A 21803-nucleotide genomic window follows, 5' to 3' on the forward strand; every position below is an offset into this window, starting at 1 on the left:
TATTCATGACAGGCATCATTCATAACTCTGGTTTAGAAACAAATATGCTTGGCATGGTGCCAATGGTCGTTGAGCAAAGTGGGCGTGGAGAACGTGCGTATGATATCTACTCCCGTTTGCTCAAAGAGCGTGTCATTTTCTTGGTTGGTCCAGTAAATGATCAGGCAGCGAATTTGATCGTCGCTCAACTGTTGTTTTTGGAGAGTGAGAATCCAGACAAGGATATTTCACTCTACATTAATTCACCTGGTGGCTCAGTTTCTGCTGGTATGGCGATTTTTGATACGATGCAGTTCATTAAGCCTGATGTATCGACTTTGTGTACCGGTTTGGCAGCATCCATGGGAGCGTTTTTGCTCGCGGCTGGTGCTAAAGGAAAGCGTTTTTCTTTGCCAAATTCTCGTATCATGATTCATCAACCGCTGGGCGGTGCGCAGGGACAGGCATCTGATATAGAGATTCAGGCACGCGAAATTTTGTATTTGCGTGAACGTTTGAACGGTATTTTGGCCGAAAAAACAGGTCAGACTATTGAGCAGATAGCGAAAGATACCGATCGTGACAATTTTATGTCTGCTGATGCAGCCGCAGAGTATGGCTTGATCGATAAAGTATTAACACATCGCGTTTAATATTTTTATTTGGGTTTCAGTGAAAACGCCCGCAACCATCAGGTGCGGGCGTTTTTTATTTTTGCGCCGAAAGCTCAATTGGTGTGCGCGAAAAACATCGGTTTTGTGTAGGGGATTGCGGTGATGATTCGTTTTTTTGCAGTAATATAACGGTCATAGACTACTTCGTTAAAATTATTAAAAAGTATTATGTCAGATAAAAAAAGTACCTCCGCCGAAAAATTACTTTATTGCTCATTTTGTGGCAAAAGCCAGCATGAAGTTAAAAAACTGATCGCTGGTCCTTCAGTGTTTATTTGTGATGAGTGTATCGACTTATGTAACGATATTATTCGTGACGAAATGAGTGCATTGGAGCCAATCGCCTCCTCAAAATCCGATCTGCCAACACCCGTTGAAATTACAGAATTGCTTGATCAATATGTAATCGGCCAAGAAAAGGCCAAGCGTATTTTGGCGGTGGCGGTCTATAACCACTATAAGCGACTAAAACACCTCGGCAAAAAAGACGAAGTTGAGCTCGCCAAGAGTAATATTTTGCTAGTAGGGCCGACAGGTTCTGGTAAAACTTTGTTGGCGCAGACACTGGCTAGGATGTTGAATGTCCCGTTCGTGATCGCTGATGCGACAACCTTGACTGAGGCTGGGTATGTTGGTGAGGACGTAGAGAATATTATTCAGAAGTTGCTGCAAAACTGTAATTATGAAGTTGAGCGTGCACAAAAGGGAATTGTCTATATTGATGAAATTGATAAGATTTCACGCAAGGCGGAAAATCCTTCTATTACGCGTGACGTGTCTGGTGAGGGTGTTCAGCAAGCCTTATTGAAATTAATTGAAGGTACGATGGCGTCAGTGCCACCACAAGGTGGTCGCAAACACCCAAACCAAGATTTCATTCAAATTGATACCACCAACATCATGTTTATTTGTGGTGGGGCGTTTGATGGATTGGCTAAAATCATTTCTGATCGTTCAGAAAAGGGCGGCATTGGATTTGGTGCAAGCGTGAAGAGCGAAAGTCAAAAGAGCGCGAGCGAAGTGATTTTGGATGCCGAGCCGCAGGACTTAATCAAGTTCGGTATTATTCCCGAGCTGGTAGGTCGCTTGCCAGTCATTGCGACCTTGATGGAGTTGGATGAAACTGCATTGATTCAAATCTTGGTCGAGCCTAAGAATGCACTAATCAAGCAATATGCAAAATTGCTTGAGATGGAAGGTTGTGAGCTTGAGATACGTCCATCTGCTTTGCAAGCGATCGCTAAGAAGGCGATTGCACGTAAAACTGGTGCACGTGGTTTGCGTTCCATTCTGGAGCACGCTTTGTTAGATATTATGTTCGAGCTGCCAAGCGAGAAGAATGTTTCTAAGGTCGTGATTGATGAAAATACCATTAATAATGGTGGTAAACCCTTGTTAATTTATAACGAGCAGCCAAAGGTTGCTGGGGCTTAAGTTACATCGCCACAGATTTCACGAAAGATTGAGCGATTCATTGGTTTTTTCCTTTGAATCGCATAAATAAGCAGTACAATTTACTGAAACAATAGAAATATCTGGCTTCAATCGAAAAGCTACCCAGGGAATTTCTCTGTGTGGCTTTTTTTATTGTTTTTTTGGGATAACGGGCTTGAGTTTTAGCCTAGTGCGCCAATCTAGTTATTGAAAGTATTTTTTTAAAGGTGCGCCATGACAACTTCCACAATTACTGAACGTACAGAATTACCATTATTGCCTTTGCGCGATGTCGTGGTATTCCCACACATGGTGATCCCATTATTTGTCGGCCGTCCAAAATCTATCAAAGCATTAGAAGCTGCGATGGAGCAGGGCAAGAGCATTATGCTGGCAGCACAGAAGGCCGCTGCAAAAGATGAGCCGTCGGCTGAAGATATTTATGAAATAGGCTGTATTGCTAATATTTTGCAGATGTTGAAATTGCCTGACGGTACCGTGAAGGTATTGGTTGAAGGGGCGCAACGTGCTCGAATTCATAAAATTACCGATTCTGAGTCGCACTTTATTGCAGATTTGACGCCAATAGCGGCGGAAGATGGTGAAGATGCAGAAGTTGAAGCAATGCGTCGCGCGATCGTGCAGCAGTTTGATCAGTATGTGAAATTAAATAAAAAGATCCCACCAGAGATTTTAGCCTCATTGTCAGGGATAGATGACGCCGGTCGTCTGGCAGATACCATTGCGGCGCATCTGCCGCTGAAGTTGGAGCAAAAACAGGTTATCTTGGAGATATTTAGTGTAGCTAAACGTCTCGAGCATTTGTTGGGGCAGCTTGAAGGTGAGTTGGATATTCTTCAAGTCGAGAAGCGCATCCGTGGACGTGTAAAACGTCAGATGGAAAAGTCTCAGCGTGAGTACTATTTGAATGAGCAAGTTAAAGCGATTCAAAAAGAACTCGGTGAGGGGGAAGAGGGCGCGGACATTGATGAGCTGGAAAAGAAAATCACTGCAGCGAAGATGCCGAAGGAAGCTCGCGATAAAGCGATGAATGAGTTGAAGAAACTCAAAATGATGTCGCCAATGTCAGCTGAAGCCACCGTCGTGCGCAACTACATTGATACCATCGTGAATTTACCTTGGAAGAAAAAATCCAAAGTCAATAATGATTTGAGTAATGCAGAAAAAGTATTGAGTGATGATCATTACGGTTTGGATAAAGTCAAAGAACGTATTTTGGAATATCTCGCGGTTCAACAGCGTGTTGATAAATTAAAGGCACCGATTTTGTGTCTGGTTGGCCCTCCAGGCGTGGGTAAGACTTCACTCGGTCAATCGATTGCGCGTGCAACAAATCGTAAGTTTGTTCGTATGGCCTTGGGTGGCGTGCGTGATGAAGCAGAAATTCGCGGCCATCGTCGTACTTACATCGGTTCTATGCCAGGTAAGATTTTACAAAGCTTATCGAAAGCAGGTGTGCGTAATCCATTATTCCTGTTAGATGAAGTCGATAAGATGGGAGCCGATTTCCGTGGTGATCCATCATCCGCTCTGTTGGAGGTTTTAGATCCGGAACAGAATCATACTTTCTCTGATCACTACATCGAAGTTGATTTTGATTTGTCAGATGTCATGTTTGTGGCAACTTCGAATTCATATAATATTCCTGCACCATTGTTGGATCGCATGGAAGTGATTCGTTTATCGGGCTACACAGAGGATGAAAAAGCTAGCATTGCATTGCGTTATTTATTGCCAAAACAGGTGAAAAATAACGGATTGAAAGAAGAAGAGATTTCGGTTTCTGAATCTGCGATCCGCGACATCATTCGTTATTACACGCGTGAAGCTGGTGTGCGTTCATTGGAACGTGAAATCTCCAAGATTTGTCGTAAGGTTGTGAAGATGTTGTTGTTGAAGAAAAGTGAAAAGAAAGCCACCATTTCTTCGAAAAATCTGGATAAGTTTTTGGGCGTCCGTCGTTATGATTTTGGTGTCGCAACCAAAGAAAATCAAGTTGGACAAGTTGTTGGCTTGGCATGGACAGAAGTTGGTGGTGATTTGTTGACCATCGAGGCAGTATCTATGCCAGGTAAGGGAGCAACTATCCGCACTGGTACACTTGGTGATGTGATGAAAGAATCGATTGAGGCCGCTCGCACGGTGGTTCGTAGTCGTGCCGCACGTTTAGGTATTAAAGCAGATGTTTTTGAAAAAACTGATGTGCATATTCATGTACCTGAAGGTGCTACACCGAAAGACGGCCCATCTGCGGGTATCGCAATGACAACGGCGATGGTTTCTATTTTTACGGGTATTCCAGTGCGTGCTGATGTTGCGATGACAGGGGAAATTACTCTACGTGGCGAAGTGCTCCCAATCGGTGGATTGAAAGAGAAATTGTTGGCAGCGCATCGCGGCGGAATTAAGACCGTTTTAATCCCTGAAGAAAATGCGAAGGATTTAACTGAAATTCCAGATAACGTGAAAAATAAGTTAGAGATCATTCCTGTACGTTGGATTGATAAAGTGTTAGAGATCGCTTTGGAACGTCAGCCAGTAGCGTTGACTGAAGAGGAAATGGCAGTTCCTGCGGTGGCGAAAGCCGAAGCCGCAGATACCTCTACGATCAAGCATTAAACGCATTGAGCATGGAGTTTTCGTCGAGCTAAGCTACGTTGTAAAGATGAAAGGCCGATGCCGATAATAAAAAACCAGATTCCGTAAGGAGTCTGGTTTTTTTATACTCGTAAGCGAGAATGGAAGTGAGTAATGAAGTTATTCATGCGATTAGTTGCGCATGTGACCTTAATACTGTTTTTATAGGTTTAAGGACTCCCATAAATTATCCCAGTCTTCTGCTTTGAATGTGCCTTCACGTTTTAAGCTTAAACTTCCATCCGCTGCAATCAAGTAATGTGTAGGGTCTGTGGTCATAATCCCAAATCCTTCAATTGACTCTGCATTTCCGCGCCAGATTAAGGGAAATTGTTGGTTTTTGGGAATACTTGCGGAAACTATCTGGGTGTACAGATCGAAATCAGCCTTGGATTTGTCAAGATTTACACCAATCAAAACAAAATTCTTATTGCTGTTATCTCGATAGAATTCTCGCATTAATTTTAGATCACGCGCACATACGCTGCATCCAGCAGAATAAAAACTTATTAATATGGTTTTTCCTGCAAAGTTGCGTAAGTCAATTTTTTTGCCGCTATAGCTTGTTCCAATTAAAGTGAGCTTAGGTGTGGCCTTGATTTGTTGGGCAAAAGTGCTCGTATTGAAAGCGAGCACGACGAAAAGCGTACATAGCTGCAAAAGTAATTTGGACATAGATATCTTTGCTAAGTTGAAATTTATTATTAGTCGTAAGTAAGGCTAAAAACTTACGGGTAAATAAAAAAAGCCCTCATTTTGAGGGCTTTATTAAAAAATAGATGATTCCTTACTTTCGAATGCGATTATTTCTCAGTGGGTGTGGGTCTATTTCGATGATTCGGCTACTACTGATGCTGAATGACGGTGCCGGAACGTAGCCACTTGCACCACAAACGCCCGATTTACTATAGCTTGCGGCATTGGCTAAGAGACGCTCGTTTAAAGATCCCAGTTCATTTTCTAAGTCATCACTTGCAGGGCATGTTGCTGCAAATCCATTCACATATCCACCTGTTCCTGCATCATTGATGCCGCTAAACTCGATCGCGAAGTAAGCAGTGCCACAATTGTCTTTCTGGCTGAATCCATAAGGTTTGCCACAAGTGGTGCCACCTATGATTATCACTTGAACAAACGGCGCTAAGCCATTGATGATGGATTCACTAGCAGAGCATGTGCGTGCGCTTGTTAGTACGAAAACACGGCTTAGATTTAATTGCGGTAAATCTTGGCCTGAGCGTGATTTATTTGTGAAGAAAAATTTGCTTTCTGCGGTCCAATCAGGATGCTTATCGTTATATTGAAGTTGTTCAAATACTCGACCCTGCGCTTTAGTGCCTGCAATCATGGAAGCAACTTCATTGGCGATATAAATATAGCCACCGCCGTTGTATCTTAAGTCTAAAACTAGATCGTCAATTCCTTGCTGTTTAAATTCGCGCAAGCTTTCAACCAGTGGGTCGGATGCTGTTGCAATATGGTCGGTAAAAACAAGGTAACCGAGGCGACGATTATCTTGCGTTGTGATGATCTTGTTTTGTAAAACGGGCTTTGTTGTTACCTTTGTGGCCTTCATCTCAACTATGCGCGTGGTGCTCGCGCCATTGTCTTTGATTTCGAATTTAGTGGTGGTTTGTGAACTTGTCGGATAAAGTGCAGCAACTTGATTGTCATAATTAACTTGCTCAATAGGGACGCCGTTTAATCCAACTATTTGAGCGCCACGTTTAATTTGTTGTAAGTCAGCCGGAGAATTCGGTTGGACAAATGAAACGCGAAGTTTATTACTTTGATTGACTAGCTTATAGCCAAAACTGACATCTTCACCCGCCTCAAAATAACCATCGATTTCATCTTTGTCTGCAGTAAAACTAAAGCGGTCATTTGGTTTTACAAGTAGTGCATCGAAATAAGATTGCGGTGTGCTGTAATTGGCTACGGGTACCTCGACAATTTGTTTATACCAATAATAGACGTCATGCAGGTGAGCGCGAACCCAAGTTTTTTCGACACTTGGAGTGCAAATATTTGCGTAGGTAGTTGGTAAACCAATTTCTGTCGTCGAGCCTGTTGAACTCCCATTGCCGGAGTTGCCAGTGCTGCCATTAGAATTATTGTTGCCAGTTACAGAGCACGCACCAGTTCCATTATTACACAGGCTAAGATTGTCACTTCCGCCTCCATTGCCGCCGCCTCCACAAGCACTTAAACTCGCAATGAATAAGGTAGCAAATAGCTTGGTGAATTGGATTGTTTTTTGTTTTGACATCGCTTGACCTTTGTATTCGTCGTCGAAATTCTTGAGAGTATTTTGCTCTTCGTTTTTATGAATATTCGTTGAGAAGTATAATCGAACTTGTTTGTCGTAGATTGCAAGCGTATCTAAAAAACAAAAATAGTAAGTTAATAGGAAAAGGCATATGAATTCGGGATGCATTTCTAGTACATGTATTGATATCGTTTCATTTTTTGATTGTGGTTCATTTTGACTCTATTGGAAATATATGAGCAAGCAACGTTGTGGATGGGCTAACCCAGCTAACCCTTTATATTTGCACTACCATGATCATGAATGGGGAATTCCCTGTCATGACGATTTGTGCTTGTTTGAAATGCTTAACTTAGAAGGGGCTCAGGCGGGTTTAAGTTGGGAGACTGTGCTAAATAAGCGTGAAAATTATCGTTTAGCTTTTGATTTTTGGGATGCTAGAAAAATTGCGAATTATGATGACGCAAAAGTGGAAAGCCTGATGCAAAATGCGGGAATTATTCGAAACCGATTGAAGATACTGGCTGCGATTTCAAATGCGAAAGCGTATTTGCAACTACTTGAGAATTGTGGTGGACTGGATGCTTATCTTTGGGCGTATGTAGACGGTAAACCCATTGTTAATAGTGGTGAGCGGATTATTACAACGGCGTTGTCAGATCAGATTTCTAAAGATTTAAAGAGGCGCGGATTTAAGTTTGTCGGCTCGACGATAATTTATGCATATATGCAGGCAATTGGTATGGTGAATGATCATGCGCATGACTGTGCATGGCGCGAAAAATTTGCCGAGTAAATATGAAAAGAAAAAACCTAGTAAGCACATCTGTGAATGAGCATCCAGATGTTTTTGTTTCCGAATTTAGAGGCGTGCGCTCCTTGCATTTGGCAAGTGATATCAATGCTGATGTGAGCTGCGCGCCAATTCAAGGATCGATGCGACTTGCCGTTCCTGATCAAATTGAGTTGGAATACGTGCAGCAAATGAATCTGTGGATGTTGTTTAATATGCTGCCAAAACATATTGTGCAACTGGGTTTAGGCGCCGCCTCACTGACTAAATTTTGTTATAGAAATTTTCCGGATTCTTTGGTTACTGCGGTAGATTTGAATCCAAAAGTGATTAAGATGTGTCGCGAACAATTTAAACTTCCTGAAGACGATGAGCGCTTGCAAGTGTTTGAAATGGATGCTTTAGATTATGTTCGAAATCCTGTGCGCCATGGAAAAATGGATGTGCTTCAAGTTGATTTGTATGATGCAGAGGCAGAAGGGCCGGTATTAGATAGCCCTGAATTTTACGAAGCTTGCGCAGCTTGTTTGACTTCGGAAGGTATGATGACGGTGAATTTATTCGCCAATGATGTGCAGCGTAGAAAAAATATCGAAGCAATGCAGCGCTTTTTTGATGTGGTGGTTTGGCTTCCAGAAGTGCATGACGCTAATGTTGTCGCGATTGCGTTTAAGACTGCCCCCGAAATTGACTTTGAGATTTTGTATCAACGTGCTGCAATTTTGCGAGTTAACTACAAATTGCAGGCGCCAATTTGGGTTAATGGACTTAAGGCTTGGATGCTGCGTGAAGATGATTGAAATGTCGCTATGTGTCTGTGCCGAACTCGTCATCTCGCAAAACTTCGGCTTGCAAAGTGATGTGGTCGATACCATGTTTTTCCAGCAGCATCTTCTTAATGCTCTCTAAAATTCGCGGCCAGGCGCTTAGATCATCAATCTCTAAGTGTCCGATTAACGCTGGTTGACCAGGCGACATATCCCAAACGTGTAAGTCATGGACCGAAGCGACACCTGGCGTTGCTTCTAGGTCGTTACCGATCTGTATGTAATTGATCTGATGTGGCACACCTTTCATGAGGAAATGGAAGGATTCTTTGAGGACACTGATCGTCGATTTTAAAATAAGTAGAGATACGAAAATTGACAATATAGGATCGATTGGCATCCAGCCTGTGTAATAAATAATGGCACCAGAAATGATGGCGGCTAGCGATCCTAATAAATCGCCCATAACATGAATTAATGCCGCACGTGTATTCATGCTTTCTTTGTCGTGCGATAAAACCCAAGCGACAATGATATTGATTGCCAAACCAATTGCAGCAACGATCATGACGATGCCACCTTGTACTTTCTCTGGCGATGCAAGTCTTTGTAAGGCCTCAAAGCTGATCCAGGCGACTACGCCTAGCATGATTAGACCATTAACAAAAGCCGCTAGTGCTTCTGAGCGACCGAAACCGAAGGTGTGTCTTGCTGTTGGTGGGCGCTTAGCGATTAATTGTGCGAGAAGTGCGAGTCCAAGTGCAGCTGAATCGGTCACCATATGACCTGCATCAGATATTAAAGCCAAAGAATTGGATAAAAAACCGAATACAACTTCGACACCAGCAAAAAATAAGGTTAAGCCTAATGCCCATGCCAATATTGATTGACTGCGATCGGCAAAGTAATGTTGATGCTCTGCATCACCATGTCTATGTGCATGCAAATGCGCGCTTTTGTCTTGCGTATCTTGCTTCTTATGAATGTGTGAATCGTGAGGCATGTGCAAATGGTGTCGTGTGATAGATGCCGCATTGTAAGGGATTTATGCGCTCAAGGCAGGTAAAGGTGGAGCCGAGATGATGGATTCTAAGTCCCGTTTGGAGATCAATGCATCGAGCTTCGAGTTTGGTTTTGTGCAAAAGCACTAAAAAGCACTTTACGATTGCGGCGATGTTTGCTATAGTCTCGGCTCTTCGGGCGGTTAGTTCAGCTGGTTAGAATACTTGGTCGACATCCAAGGGGTCGCAGATTCGAATTCTGCACCGCCCACCAGAATTTAGTAAAAATGTAGTACTTTGTAAGAGCGAGAAAGGCACCATGGTTATGACACCGCGAACTACGATCACATTCCTTTGTGAGCGACGCTAGTCGAGGTGTTTTTTCGTCTTTGAAGTATTCAGAAAAACGCGGCTAGTCCGCGTTTTTTTTCGTCTAAAGATTTGTTCCAATTTTAAACTTGTAATTTTTTGGCTTAGGCCCGTATGGAGATGAATATGATTTCAATTCGATTGCCCGATGGTTCGCAACGACAATTCGAGTCCGCTGTTACGGTGGCTCAAGTTGCCGCCAGCATCGGTACGGGTTTAGCGAAAGCGGCCTTGGCTGGTAAAGTCAATGGCAAGTTGGTCGATACCTCACATCTGATTGAAGCTGATGCCGATTTAGCGATTGTCACCGACAAAGATGCCGATGGTTTGGAAGTGATTCGTCACTCGACTGCGCATTTATTGGCGTATGCAGTTAAGGAATTGTTCCCTGAGGCGCAAGTGACTATCGGTCCTGTGATCGAGAACGGTTTCTACTACGATTTTTCTTACAAGCGCCCATTTACACCGGATGATCTGGTGGCGATTGAAAAGAAAATGACGGAATTGGCGAAGAAAGATGAGCTAGTCACTCGCAAAGTGTTGCCGCGTGATGAGGCGGTTGCTTACTTTAAGTCTATCGGTGAAGCTTACAAAGCGGAGATCATAGAATCGATTCCTGCAGATCAAGATGTGTCTTTGTACACTGAAGGTAATTTCACAGATTTGTGCCGCGGTCCTCACGTGCCATCAACTGGCAAACTTAAAGTATTTAAGTTGATGAAATTGGCTGGAGCTTATTGGCGCGGTGACTCTAAAAACGAAATGTTGCAACGTGTGTACGGCACAGCATTTGTGAAGAAAGAAGATCAAGAACAGTATCTGCATATGCTGGAAGAGGCAGAAAAACGCGATCATCGCAAATTGGGTAAAACTTTAGATTTGTTCCATTTCCAGGACGAAGCGCCAGGTTTGATTTTCTGGCATCCAAAGGGCTGGACGATCTGGCAGCAGGTTGAGCAATACATGCGTAAGGTTTATCAAGATTGCGGCTATCAAGAAGTCAAAGCGCCGCAGATTTTGGATCGTACTTTGTGGGAAAAAACCGGCCATTGGGAAAACTATCGCGAAAATATGTTCAGTACAGAGTCTGAAAATCGTAATTACGCTTTGAAGCCGATGAACTGCCCTGGTCATGTGCAGATTTTTAATTCGAATATGCGCAGTTATCGTGAATTGCCATTGCGTTACGGTGAGTTCGGTCAATGTCATCGCAACGAACCTTCTGGTGCTTTGCACGGTATTATGCGCGTCCGCGGCTTTACGCAAGATGATGGTCATATTTTCTGTACTGAAGATCAGATTCAAGATGAAGTGATGGCCTTTCATCCACAAGCGATGAAGGTGTATGACGACTTCGGTTTTGAAAATATTCAAATTAAGTTGGCCTTGCGTCCTGAAAATCGTATCGGCTCTGAAGAAATTTGGGATAAAGCTGAAGATACTTTGCGCGCTGCTTTGCGTAATTGCGGCATGACTTGGGAAGAATTGCCAGGTGAGGGTGCTTTCTACGGTCCTAAAATTGAGTATCATTTAAAAGATAGTCTCGGTCGTCCATGGCAAGTCGGTACTATGCAGGTCGATTTTTCTATGCCTGGTCGCTTGAATGCGGAATATGTATCAGATGATAATTCGCGCAAAGTGCCAGTGATGTTGCATCGTGCGATTGTTGGTTCGATGGAAAGATTTATTGGTATTTTGATCGAAAATCATGCTGGCGCTTTGCCAACTTGGTTAGCTCCTGTGCAAGTTGCGGTCTTGAATATTTCTGAATCTCAGGCCGAATATGCGAAATCTGTCGCAGAAAACCTGAAAAAACAAGGCTTTAGAGTACATACAGATTTGCGTAATGAGAAGATTACCTATAAAATACGCGAACATTCTATGCAAAAATTGCCTTATATCATCGTAGTCGGTGATAAAGAACGGGATGCAAATACAGTGGCTGTGCGTACGCGCGGTAATCTGGACTTGGGTGTAATGACTCAGGAAGCCTTCTTGGATCGCCTTAAAAACGACTTGGAAACCAAGGCTTAACCAGCTTTTGCCCGCAAAAAAGCACAGCCTGTTTATTTAAATTTTTGAAGGAAACTAAGATAGCTACCGATAAGTCACATCGCATCAACGGCGAGATTACAGCGATAGAAGTGCGTCTGTCCGGCGTTGAGAACGAGCCTTTAGGCATTGTTAAATTAAGTGAAGCATTTCGCTTAGCCGAAGAGGCCGAAGTAGATTTGGTGGAAATCGCGCCGACGGCGCAGCCACCTGTTTGCCGATTGATGGATTACGGCAAATTTAAGTACCAAGAGCAGAAGAAGGCGCACGAAGCCAAGCTGAAGCAAAAGGTTATTTTGGTCAAGGAAGTAAAATTCCGTCCAGGTACAGATGATGGTGATTACAACATTAAGTTACGTAATTTGACCAAATTCTTGGATGACGGCGATAAGACAAAAATTACTTTGCGTTTCCGTGGACGTGAAATGGCACATCAAGAAATTGGTATGCGCATGTTAGAGCGTTTGAAACTCGATCTTGAGCCTTACGGTCAGGTTGAACAGTTTCCTAAGATGGAAGGACGCCAAATGGTTATGATCCTTTCGCCTAAGAAGAAGAAATGATTTGTAGGGCGGGTTGTAACCCGCCATGCAAATGTAAAGAATTTGTGGAAGTCGAGAGTTGTAAAATTCGCGATTCTCACAAAGGGCATTGGACTCGATTTCAAGCCCAAACTAAGTGAGAAGTAGGCATCCAAGAGTAACGTCATTGTTGCCACCTACCATCATATAAAAAGGAGCTGTCGTAAAAGACAGAGATGTTATGCCTAAAATGAAAACAAAGAGCTCTGCAAAGAAGCGCTTTCGTGTACGCCCAGGTGGAACAGTGAAGAGTGGTCATGCTTTCAAGCGCCATATCTTGACTAAAAAAACCACTAAGAACAAACGCCAATTGCGTGGCACCCGTAACATCAACGCGTCTGACGTAACATCAGTCATGCGCATGATGCCAACAGCTTAACCTCTACTCACTATTTTAAGGAGTTATCATGCCTAGAGTAAAACGTGGGGTTACCGCTCGTGCCCGTCATAAGAAAGTTCTCGATTTAGCCAAAGGCTATCGTGGTCGTCGTAGTAAGGTATTCCGTATTGCTAAGCAAGCAGTTATGCGCGCTGGTCAATATGCATACCGTGATCGTCGTAACAAAAAACGTGTATTCCGCGCATTGTGGATTACGCGTATCAATGCAGCATCTCGTCAACATGGTTTGACTTACAGTGTGTTCATGAATGGCTTGAAAAAAGCGAACATCGAACTCGACCGTAAAGTGTTGGCTGACATGGCTGTGATGGACAAACCAGCATTTGCTGCGATTGTTAATCAAGTAAAAACGACTTTGGCTGCTTAATTAGTCATAGTCTGTAGTTTCGCTGCATGCGAAGCTGCAATATGAGCGGGGCAGAGGTTCAATCCTGTGCCCCGTTTGTTTTTCTGGAGGGCTTATACAAAATAATCTAACTTCGTTCAGTTTATTTTGTGTGAGTCTTTTGTGTTGTAGGGCGGGTGCAACCCGCGCTGCTCAGATACTCGATGGCTTGGCGGTGCGGGTTGCACCCGCCCTACGAGACTGTGGTATTCAAGCTGTACAAGTCAAAAGCTTGAACCGCTGAGGCGCGGAGTACGCAGAGAAAGCAAATGTTTTTCTCTGCGTACTCTGCGTCTCTGCGGTTAGTTTTTTTTGCTTTGTATGTTGATACTTTAGTTAAATATCGAGACTCGTAATTTTCTATCATCCACACGAAGTGGGAAAAAATCGCATGAATCCCTTAGATCAAATTGTCACCCAAGCTATCGCTGATTTTGCAGCGGCACCAGATGCTGCTGCTTTGGAAAATGCCAAGGCTTTGTACCTAGGTAAATCTGGCCAAATTACTGAACAAATGAAAAGCCTGGGCAAGCTTGCTCCAGACGAACGTAAAGTTCAGGGAGCGGTAATTAATGTCGCCAAAGAAAAAATCGAAAATGCTCTAACTGCCCGCCGTGATGCATTAGCCAATGCGCAAATGGAAGCACGTTTGAATGCTGAGGCGATTGACGTGACTTTGCCAGGCCGTGGTCATGGCATGGGCGGTATCCATCCAGTGATGCGTACTTGGCAGCGTGTGGAGGAAATCTTCCGTTCGATAGGTTTTGATGTGGCTGATGGTCCAGAAATTGAAAACGATTGGACTAACTTCACCGCTTTAAACAGTCCAGAAAATCATCCTGCACGTTCTATGCAAGATACCTTCTATGTCGAAGGTAACGACACGTCTGGCAAGCCTTTGCTACTGCGTACGCACACCAGCCCTATGCAAGTACGTTATGCACGCATGAACAAGCCGCCGATTAAAGTGATCGCACCGGGTCGTACATATCGCGTCGATAGCGATGCCACGCATTCACCGATGTTTCATCAAGTCGAAGGCTTGTGGATTGCCGAAGACATCAGCTTCGCTGATCTGAAAGGCGTGTATCTGAATTTCGTGAAAGCCTTCTTTGAAACAGATGATTTGCAAGTGCGTTTCCGTCCATCGTATTTCCCGTTCACTGAACCATCGGCAGAGATCGATATCGCGTTCGGCAGTGGTCCTTTAAAAGGGCGTTGGTTAGAAATTTCTGGCTCAGGTCAGGTGCATCCATCTGTCATTAAAAACATGGGTCTCGATCCTGAACAATATATCGGTTTCGCATTTGGCTCAGGTTTAGAGCGCTTAACGATGCTGCGTTATGGCGTGAGCGATTTGCGCCTGTTTTACGAGGGTGATCTGCGATTCTTGAAGCAGTTTAACTAAAAACAATTAGCCGCAGAGGCGCAGAGAACGCAGAGTTTCTTCTTTCTCTTTCTCCGCGAAATCTGCGCCTCTGCGATTCAAAGCTTTTTATTATATTGATGCGCATTTGCGCCAAATATTAACCAACATCACGGTTGAATTATGCAATTTTCTGAAAACTGGTTACGTACCATGGCTGATCCGAACATGACTTCGGACGAGTTGTCTCATCTTCTCACGATGGCAGGTTTGGAAGTAGAAGAAGTGGAGCCAGTTGCTCCGCCGTTTAGCAATGTGGTTGTCGCTGAGATTCGCGAAATCGCTAAGCATCCGGATGCGGATCGCTTAAATGTCTGTCAGGTTGATGTTGGTACCGGCACCTTGTTAAACATCGTTTGTGGCGCGCCAAATGTGCGCGTCGGTATGAAAGTTCCTTGTGCTACGGCTGGTGCAGTGTTGCCGCCCGGTGCTGACGGCAAACCATTTTTGATTAAAGTGGGTAAGTTACGTGGTGTTGAATCACAGGGCATGTTGTGCTCAGCACGTGAATTGAAATTATCCGAAGACGGTGGCGGTTTGATGGACTTGCCTGCTGATGCGCAGGTAGGTCAAAATTTCCGTGACTATTATCAATTAAACGATTTGAAATTCACGATCAAGCTGACGCCAAATAAAGCAGATTGTTTGTCTGTTCTGGGCGTGGCACGCGAGGTGTCTGCATTGACTGGCACGCCTATGCATGTGCCAGAAGCGCATATTGTGCCGGTGAGTTTGACGGAAAAATTACCAGTCAAAATCAGCGCACCCGATTTGTGTGGTCGTTTCGTTGGACGTGTGATTCGCGGTGTGAATGCGAAAGCACCAACGCCAGATTGGATGAAGCAACGCTTGGAGCGCAGTGGTCAGCGACCAATTTCTGCGTTGGTCGATATCTCTAACTACGTGATGTTAGAGCTTGGTCGCCCTAGCCACGTGTTTGATCTGGACAAAATTCACGGTGGCCTAGATGTACGTTGGGGCAAAACGGGCGAGTCCTTAAAACTGTTGAACGGCAACACAGTGGCGGTCGATGAGTGGGTCGGCGTAATTGCGGATCATCAGGAAATCGAATCTTTAGCTGGCATTATGGGTGGCGATTCAACAGCCGTAACATTAGAAACAGAAAACATCTATCTCGAATCTGCATTTTGGTGGCCGCAGGCGATACAAGGTCGTGCCCGTAAATATAATTTCTCTACGGATGCCGCGCATCGCTATGAACGTGGTGTAGATTTCGCATCCATCGTTGAACATGTGGAGCGCATCACTGCATTGATCGTAGAAATCTGTGGTGGCACTGAGCATGTAAAAGTTGGTCCGGTGGATGATCTGGTCGTGAATTTGCCAAAACGTCTGCCTGTGAAATTACGCACAGCACGTGCCAATAAAGTGATTGGTGTGCCATTCACTGACGCCCAAATTGCTGATATTTTTACTCGCCTTGGTTTGCAGTTTACGCAAGAGCCCGGCTTGTTCTCAGTAACACCGCCATCCTACCGTTTCGATATTGAAATTGAAGAAGATTTGATCGAAGAAGTCGTTCGTGTATATGGGTTTGAGAATATTCCATCCCTACCGCCAGTTGCGCCGAACGCGATGTTAATTGCGCCAGAAAATACCCGTTCTGCGTTCACTCTGCGTCGTCAGATTGCTGATTTGGATTTCCAAGAAGTCGTCAACTATAGCTTCGTAGAAGAAGCGTGGGAAAAAGATTTCTGCGGTAACGATAACCCGATCAAACTGCAAAACCCTATCGCCAGCCAAATGAGCGTAATGCGTACCAGTCTGATAGCAAGCCTGGTGGCGAATACGCGATACAACCTCAATCGCAAACTGAATCGTGTGCGTATTTTTGAATTGGCAGCGGTGTATTTACGTGACGAATCTGTTGTTGATGGCGCATTAACGCTTGCGGGCTATGATCAACCTAAACGCTTGGCGGCATTAGCGTATGGTCCAGTCGCAGCGGAGCAATGGGGGCAAGCGACACGCAACGTGGATTTCTTTGATCTGAAGTCAGATCTGGAAAATTTATTTGCTCCCAAAGTTTTGCGCTTCAATAAGCTGGGCCATCCAGCTTTGCATCCAGGACGTTCTGCACAAGTTGAGTGTGATGGTAAAGTCATTGGCTTGATTGGTGAGTTGCATCCACGTTTGCAACAGAAATATGATTTACCATTAGCGCCTATCGTTTTTGAAGTCGAAGCTATGGCTTTGCAAACAGTGAATTTGCCAACCCACCGCGATATTTCTAAGTTTCAGGCGGTGACTCGCGATCTGGCGCTGGTTGTTAAACAGACAGTTGCTGCGCAAGATTTAATCGACGTTTTCCACGCGGAAATAAACAAAGCAGAATCTTGCAAAATCGTGCAAGACCTTGTTTTATTTGATGAATATCGTGGTAAAGGTTTGGAAAATGACGAGAAAAGTCTTGCTTTCCGCTTTAGCTTGCAAGATACTCAGAATACGCTACAAGACGAAACGGTCGAGTTGGCAATGGCAGCTTTAGTCGCCGCTGCAACTGCGGGTGTTTCAGCCAGACTTCGTTAAATTCACTGTTTTTTGACGCTCTGAATGCCATTGCATCATGGCAGGTAGGGGCGTCAAAGCATTTAAGTGAGCGGACTAAAGTTTGTCGTGTTGGGTTCTGTAAGTAGACAATGTCGATCCTACAAATTTAGTGGGATAAAGAATAGGTAAATGATGATGAACGATGTAACTTCTGCTGATTTTCAAACATTGTTGGATGAAGATTTAAAACGTGCAATGCATGAAGCGCAGGCGCGTTCGAAAGCGGAAAAAGATTTGCCAACCTTGACCAAAGCGGAACTGGCTGAGCTATTGTTTGAGCAAGTTGGATTGAATAAGCGTGAAGCTAAAGACATGGTAGAAACTTTCTTTGGTGAGATTCGCGATGCTTTGGAGCGTGGTGCTGAAGTTAAACTTTCAGGTTTTGGTAATTTTCAGTTACGTGATAAGCCACAGCGCCCAGGACGTAATCCAAAAACTGGCGAAGAAATTCCCATCACCGCACGCCGTGTTGTTACTTTCCACGCAAGCCAGAAGTTGAAAGCGATGGTTGATGACCTGCATGCTCCGCACCAGTTCAACGGTACTAATCCAGCGTAAGTTCTCGAATGAGTGATATCTGTATGGAAAATTTTGTGTTACCTCCGATTCCCGCCAAACGCTATTTCACTATCGGTGAGGTCAGTGATTTATGTGGCGTAAAACCGCACGTTTTGCGTTATTGGGAACAGGAGTTTGCACAACTTAAACCGGTTAAACGACGCGGAAATCGTCGTTATTATCAGCATCATGAAGTCTTGTTGATTCGTCGTATCCGTGAACTTTTATACGATCAAGGATTTACGATCAACGGTGCTCGCAATAAGTTGAATAATCAGCCTGCTCATGATGAAGTCGCGGTCGAAGTACGCGACGAAACGACTTTCAACGTGATACAAATTCGTCGTGAATTACAGTCTTTGCTAGGCTTGCTGAAACTGTAATTTAGGTTTTTTGTATTGCATTCAAAGCGGTACGTATTGCAGGAATTAGTTCACTGGCAGTTAGTCCAACTGGACCTAAACCATTAACAAGACAATTGTCTGCGGCCTTGCCATGCAAATAAACGGCGAGACATGCCGCGTGCGTAGAACTTAATCCTTGTGCTAACATTGCTGCACAAACTCCAGCCAACACATCTCCGGTGCCAGCCGTTGCCAGGCTAGCGTTACCGCTGCTATTAATCCAGATAGATGTTGAGTCAGCAATGATGCTGCCAGCACCTTTTAAAACCACGCATGCTTGAAAATTACTTGCTAAATTTTCGGCTGCTTTGCATCGATCTGCTTGTATTTCCTCTACCGTCGCTCCTAGTAAGCGAGCGGCTTCTAATGGGTGTGGCGTTAGGATTGTTCGCCATTTTTTTTGCGCGCGTAGCCTTACAAGATTTTTGAGTTCTTCATGCACTGCAATTAAATTCAGAGCATCGGCATCGATCACCAATGTATGACTTTCTTGTAGCGTTTTTTGAAGTATGTCCCTTGCGTCTTCAGATGTGCTTAGTCCAGGTCCAATCACAACGACAGGACGGACGAGGTTAGATGATTGCGCACTAGCAATCATCAGCTCTGGATGAACAATATCTAAAGCAGGAAATTGTTTGTCTATCATTCCCAGGTAGACGCGGCCGCTGCCACATAACAGTGCGGCTCTTCCTGCAAGAATTGGCGCTCCTACCATACCTGTACTTCCACCAATGATCAGGACTTCACCATATGAACCTTTATGGCTATCTTGTTGCCGCTCAGCCATTCTTAGCTTAAACGATCTTTCGGTGAGAAGATGCGCGTAGGGAGCAGGGTAGGTGGTTTGGTCTAGACTCAATGAATCAGTTAGTACCTGCCCGGCATAGTCTTTCGCTTTCGCAGTGTGTAGACCAACTTTGTTTGCAATAAAGCTTAGTGTGTGCGTTGCCCGAATCGCGATCTCTTTTCCCGCAAATAGCTGTCCAGTATCGGCATTTAATCCACTGGGGACATCTAGTGATAGAACCGGCGTTTTTTGTTGATGGTTATGAAGATTGATCAATTGAATTAGGTCTGCTGCATCGCCTTCAATAGCGCTGTTTAGTCCAATCCCAAATAGGCCATCAATGATTAAATCCCAATAAGTAAGTGGGTGATTTTTACATTCCTCTACCGAAGTCCAGTGCAGCTTGCTCTGTTTTGCGCGCTGCAAACTTTGATTGGCTTCGGTGGAATAATTTTCTCCATGACCTAACAGGATGATGTGAACGTCGATAGATTCTTTAGCTAGTTGATGCGCAGTTTCTAAGGCATCTCCACCGTTGTCACCAGCACCAGCCAAAATGAGGACTCGTCCTTTTTTATGACTTAATAAACTCAGTGCTAGTCGTGTTGCTGCAATGCCTGCAGCACGCATTAATGCGCCTGATGGTAGTCGCTTCTTTGCGTCCAGTTCAATGGATCGGATTTGTTCACATCGATAGAGCGTTGTTAAGTGTGTTTCAGCAATCTCATGGCTATTTGGCGTTGTGGTTGGCATAGTTCAGATTACTTTATGGCTTTCTCATCGGACTGCTCGTGGGGGAGCTTCCTAGATTATTGATCGTATCTACGCTATGTTGGAAAATGTTCTCTAATGGCAGCATTAGGTAAGGCAAGATCATGGTCAACATTAAAAAACCTACCATAATTGTGATAGGGAAACCAATACCAAAGATATTCAATTGAGGTGCTGCACGCGTCAAAATCCCAAGTGCGATATTCGTAATTAAGAGTGCAGCGACTAAGGGCATAGAAAGTAACATGCCGATCTTGAATATTTCCTCTCCCCATATCGCTAATCTTTGCACACTAAAGCCCATGTTTAACGAAGTTGAGATAGGAATATTTTTGAAGCTATTGATCAAAGCTTCAAACATCGCTAAATGCACATTGAGACTTAAAAATAGAAGTGTCGTAATGATGACCAAGAACTGTGAAATTGCAGATGAACGGCCGCGTGTTTGCGGATCATAAAAAGTAGCAAAGCCTAAACCCATTGTTAAGCCAATCACCTCACCGGCCATTTCGACTCCCGCAAAAATGACGCGCACGATAAAGCCCATTGCCAGCCCGATAATCAGTTGTTGCATCAGTACCGCAATGCCAGTGATGGATAAGGGATCAACGTTGTTTAACGGTGGGATGCTGGGTGCCACGATTAGTGAAAGAAACACGCCGAGCGCAATCTTAACCCGCACAGGAACACCATTGTTACCAAACGGAGGTGCGATCGCAATAAAGCCAAGAATACGCGTTAATGGCCACATAAATGCGGCGATTAATGCGATTAATTCATTGCTGTTGATAGAGATCATGAATGTGACTTAGAGGTATAAAGCGAGTCATTAAGTAGTCACTATGTAGCAAATAAGTAGCCAATAAGTAGTCACTAACCAGCCATTAAGGCGATACCCGTGAATACTTCACGCATATAGTCGCCGAGCACGCTCAACATCCAAGGTCCGGCAATGATGAGGGTGACAAAGATTCCCACTAATTTTGGAATGAAAGACAAGGTTGTTTCATTGATTTGTGTCGCTGCCTGAAAAATACTAACGATCAGACCAATTCCAAGCGCCACCAATAATAGTGGGGCGGAAATCATTAAGGTGATTTCCATCGCATGGCGTCCCATTGTCATCACGCTATCGGGAGTCATAATTTACCTCTATCTTTAGTAAAAGCTACGTGCTAATGAGCCGATCAATAACTGCCAGCCATCGACTAAAACAAATAGCATTAATTTAAATGGTAGCGATACGATAGATGGTGACACCATCATCATACCCATCGCCATTAAGACACTGGCGACCACCATATCAATAATCAGGAAGGGGATAAAAATCGCAAAACTAATTTGAAACGCGGTCTTTAATTCGCTGGTAATGAATGCGGGAATCAGAACACGTAGCGGAATATCTTCGGGGCCTTGCAATGCTGGCGTGTTTGATAGTTTTACGTACAAGGCAATATCAGACTCACGCGTTTGTTTCAGCATGAAGCCTTTTAAAGGTTCAACACCTTTCTCCATTGCCTGTTGCATCGTTATTTTATTTTCTGAAAAAGGCAGATAGGCATCCGCATAAATTTTATCGAATACCGGGCCCATGACAAACAAGGTCAGGAAAAGTGCTAATCCAACCAATACTTGATTTGGTGGCGCAGATTGAGTGCCAAGTGCTTGTCGTAATAAAGAGAGAACGATGATGATCCGAGTGAAACTGGTCATCATTAATAAAGCGGCAGGGATAAACGCCAGCGAGCTTAAAAAAATCAGCGTTTGAATACTCAGCGAGTAATTTTGTCCGCCACCAGAAGATGGAGAGCTAGTGATTGCTGGGAGTCCACCTGATTGTGCCAATGCAGCTTGTGAGATTCCCGAAAGCAATAAAAATCCGAATAAGGGTAGATATCGATGGAATGTGTTGCGCAAGTTTTTC

At 44.1% G+C, this 21803-nt stretch carries 20 protein-coding genes and 1 tRNA gene; 14 read left to right on the forward strand and 7 right to left on the reverse strand.

What is annotated here, in order from left to right; translation table 11 throughout:
* The first annotated feature begins 5 nt into the window (after positions 1 to 5).
* The 3 genes from clpP (at position 6) to lon (ending at position 4727) form a co-directional block, all read left to right on the forward strand.
* Positions 6 to 632: an ATP-dependent Clp endopeptidase proteolytic subunit ClpP gene (gene clpP / locus H8K33_RS01570; protein ID WP_281387217.1), complete on the forward strand. Its 627-nt coding sequence runs from the start codon at positions 6 to 8 to the stop codon at positions 630 to 632.
* Between the two features lie 189 nt (positions 633 to 821).
* The gene (clpX, locus tag H8K33_RS01575; RefSeq protein ID WP_186889221.1) at positions 822 to 2087 is read left to right on the forward strand and encodes an ATP-dependent Clp protease ATP-binding subunit ClpX; all 1266 of its coding nucleotides are present in this window, start codon (positions 822 to 824) and stop codon (positions 2085 to 2087) included.
* 234 nt (positions 2088 to 2321) lie between these two features.
* Complete coding sequence (gene lon, locus H8K33_RS01580; RefSeq protein WP_186889222.1) at positions 2322 to 4727, forward strand: endopeptidase La; 2406 nt, start codon at positions 2322 to 2324, stop codon at positions 4725 to 4727.
* A gap of 180 nt (positions 4728 to 4907) precedes the next feature.
* Here the strand turns inward: lon and H8K33_RS01585 are convergent, their stop codons facing one another.
* Together H8K33_RS01585 and H8K33_RS01590 are read right to left on the reverse strand one after the other, a co-directional pair.
* Entirely contained in the window at positions 4908 to 5420 is a 513-nt protein-coding gene (locus H8K33_RS01585; RefSeq protein WP_186889223.1) for a peroxiredoxin family protein, read from the reverse strand.
* Positions 5421 to 5532: 112 nt separating this feature from the next.
* The gene (locus tag H8K33_RS01590) at positions 5533 to 7182 is read right to left on the reverse strand and encodes a S41 family peptidase (RefSeq protein ID WP_186889224.1); all 1650 of its coding nucleotides are present in this window, start codon (positions 7180 to 7182) and stop codon (positions 5533 to 5535) included.
* 67 nt (positions 7183 to 7249) lie between these two features.
* On the opposite strand from H8K33_RS01590, the gene H8K33_RS01595 reads away from it, so the two are divergent.
* Complete coding sequence (locus H8K33_RS01595; protein ID WP_186889225.1) at positions 7250 to 7810, forward strand: DNA-3-methyladenine glycosylase I; 561 nt, start codon at positions 7250 to 7252, stop codon at positions 7808 to 7810.
* Between the two features lie 2 nt (positions 7811 to 7812).
* The gene (locus H8K33_RS01600; protein WP_186889226.1) at positions 7813 to 8607 is read left to right on the forward strand and encodes a spermine/spermidine synthase domain-containing protein; all 795 of its coding nucleotides are present in this window, start codon (positions 7813 to 7815) and stop codon (positions 8605 to 8607) included.
* Between the two features lie 7 nt (positions 8608 to 8614).
* Here the strand turns inward: H8K33_RS01600 and H8K33_RS01605 are convergent, their stop codons facing one another.
* Positions 8615 to 9577 carry a cation diffusion facilitator family transporter gene (locus H8K33_RS01605; RefSeq protein ID WP_186889227.1) on the reverse strand — a complete coding sequence of 321 codons (963 nt, stop codon included), beginning with the start codon at positions 9575 to 9577 and terminating at the stop codon, positions 8615 to 8617.
* A 195-nt stretch (positions 9578 to 9772) separates the two neighbouring features.
* Here H8K33_RS01605 and H8K33_RS01610 point away from each other — a divergent pair.
* The 9 genes from H8K33_RS01610 (at position 9773) to H8K33_RS01650 (ending at position 18300) form a co-directional block, all read left to right on the forward strand.
* Positions 9773 to 9849, forward strand: a tRNA-Val gene (locus H8K33_RS01610).
* A gap of 221 nt (positions 9850 to 10070) precedes the next feature.
* Positions 10071 to 11978 carry a threonine--tRNA ligase gene (gene thrS, locus H8K33_RS01615; protein WP_186889228.1) on the forward strand — a complete coding sequence of 636 codons (1908 nt, stop codon included), beginning with the start codon at positions 10071 to 10073 and terminating at the stop codon, positions 11976 to 11978.
* 44 nt (positions 11979 to 12022) lie between these two features.
* A complete protein-coding gene (infC, locus tag H8K33_RS01620; RefSeq protein ID WP_186889229.1) occupies positions 12023 to 12559 on the forward strand; it encodes a translation initiation factor IF-3 in 537 nt (178 codons plus the stop codon).
* 199 nt (positions 12560 to 12758) lie between these two features.
* Entirely contained in the window at positions 12759 to 12956 is a 198-nt protein-coding gene (gene rpmI / locus H8K33_RS01625) for a 50S ribosomal protein L35 (RefSeq protein ID WP_038493025.1), read from the forward strand.
* A gap of 28 nt (positions 12957 to 12984) precedes the next feature.
* Complete coding sequence (gene rplT / locus H8K33_RS01630) at positions 12985 to 13344, forward strand: 50S ribosomal protein L20 (protein ID WP_186889230.1); 360 nt, start codon at positions 12985 to 12987, stop codon at positions 13342 to 13344.
* Positions 13345 to 13753: 409 nt separating this feature from the next.
* The gene (pheS, locus tag H8K33_RS01635; RefSeq protein WP_186889231.1) at positions 13754 to 14770 is read left to right on the forward strand and encodes a phenylalanine--tRNA ligase subunit alpha; all 1017 of its coding nucleotides are present in this window, start codon (positions 13754 to 13756) and stop codon (positions 14768 to 14770) included.
* Between the two features lie 141 nt (positions 14771 to 14911).
* Positions 14912 to 17338 carry a phenylalanine--tRNA ligase subunit beta gene (gene pheT, locus H8K33_RS01640; RefSeq protein ID WP_186889232.1) on the forward strand — a complete coding sequence of 809 codons (2427 nt, stop codon included), beginning with the start codon at positions 14912 to 14914 and terminating at the stop codon, positions 17336 to 17338.
* A 216-nt stretch (positions 17339 to 17554) separates the two neighbouring features.
* Positions 17555 to 17917 (forward strand): integration host factor subunit alpha, encoded by a 363-nt coding sequence (locus tag H8K33_RS01645; RefSeq protein ID WP_449364210.1) that lies wholly within the window; start codon positions 17555 to 17557, stop codon positions 17915 to 17917.
* A gap of 23 nt (positions 17918 to 17940) precedes the next feature.
* A complete protein-coding gene (locus H8K33_RS01650; RefSeq protein ID WP_186889234.1) occupies positions 17941 to 18300 on the forward strand; it encodes a MerR family transcriptional regulator in 360 nt (119 codons plus the stop codon).
* A gap of 1 nt (position 18301) precedes the next feature.
* On the opposite strand, the gene H8K33_RS01655 is transcribed toward H8K33_RS01650, so the two are convergent.
* The 4 genes from H8K33_RS01655 to fliP all read right to left on the reverse strand — a co-directional run bounded on the left by H8K33_RS01655 (position 18302) and on the right by fliP (position 21796).
* Positions 18302 to 19861, reverse strand: coding sequence for an NAD(P)H-hydrate dehydratase (locus tag H8K33_RS01655; RefSeq protein ID WP_186889235.1), 1560 nt, complete (start codon positions 19859 to 19861; stop codon positions 18302 to 18304).
* A 13-nt stretch (positions 19862 to 19874) separates the two neighbouring features.
* Complete coding sequence (gene fliR / locus H8K33_RS01660; protein WP_186889236.1) at positions 19875 to 20678, reverse strand: flagellar biosynthetic protein FliR; 804 nt, start codon at positions 20676 to 20678, stop codon at positions 19875 to 19877.
* 74 nt (positions 20679 to 20752) lie between these two features.
* The gene (gene fliQ / locus H8K33_RS01665) at positions 20753 to 21022 is read right to left on the reverse strand and encodes a flagellar biosynthesis protein FliQ (RefSeq protein ID WP_186889237.1); all 270 of its coding nucleotides are present in this window, start codon (positions 21020 to 21022) and stop codon (positions 20753 to 20755) included.
* A 15-nt stretch (positions 21023 to 21037) separates the two neighbouring features.
* Entirely contained in the window at positions 21038 to 21796 is a 759-nt protein-coding gene (gene fliP / locus H8K33_RS01670) for a flagellar type III secretion system pore protein FliP (RefSeq protein ID WP_390320207.1), read from the reverse strand.
* Between the last annotated feature and the right edge of the window lie 7 nt (positions 21797 to 21803).

Source organism: Affinundibacterium amnicola (assembly GCF_014284275.1).
Lineage (GTDB): Bacteria > Pseudomonadota > Gammaproteobacteria > Burkholderiales > Burkholderiaceae_D > Undibacterium > Undibacterium amnicola.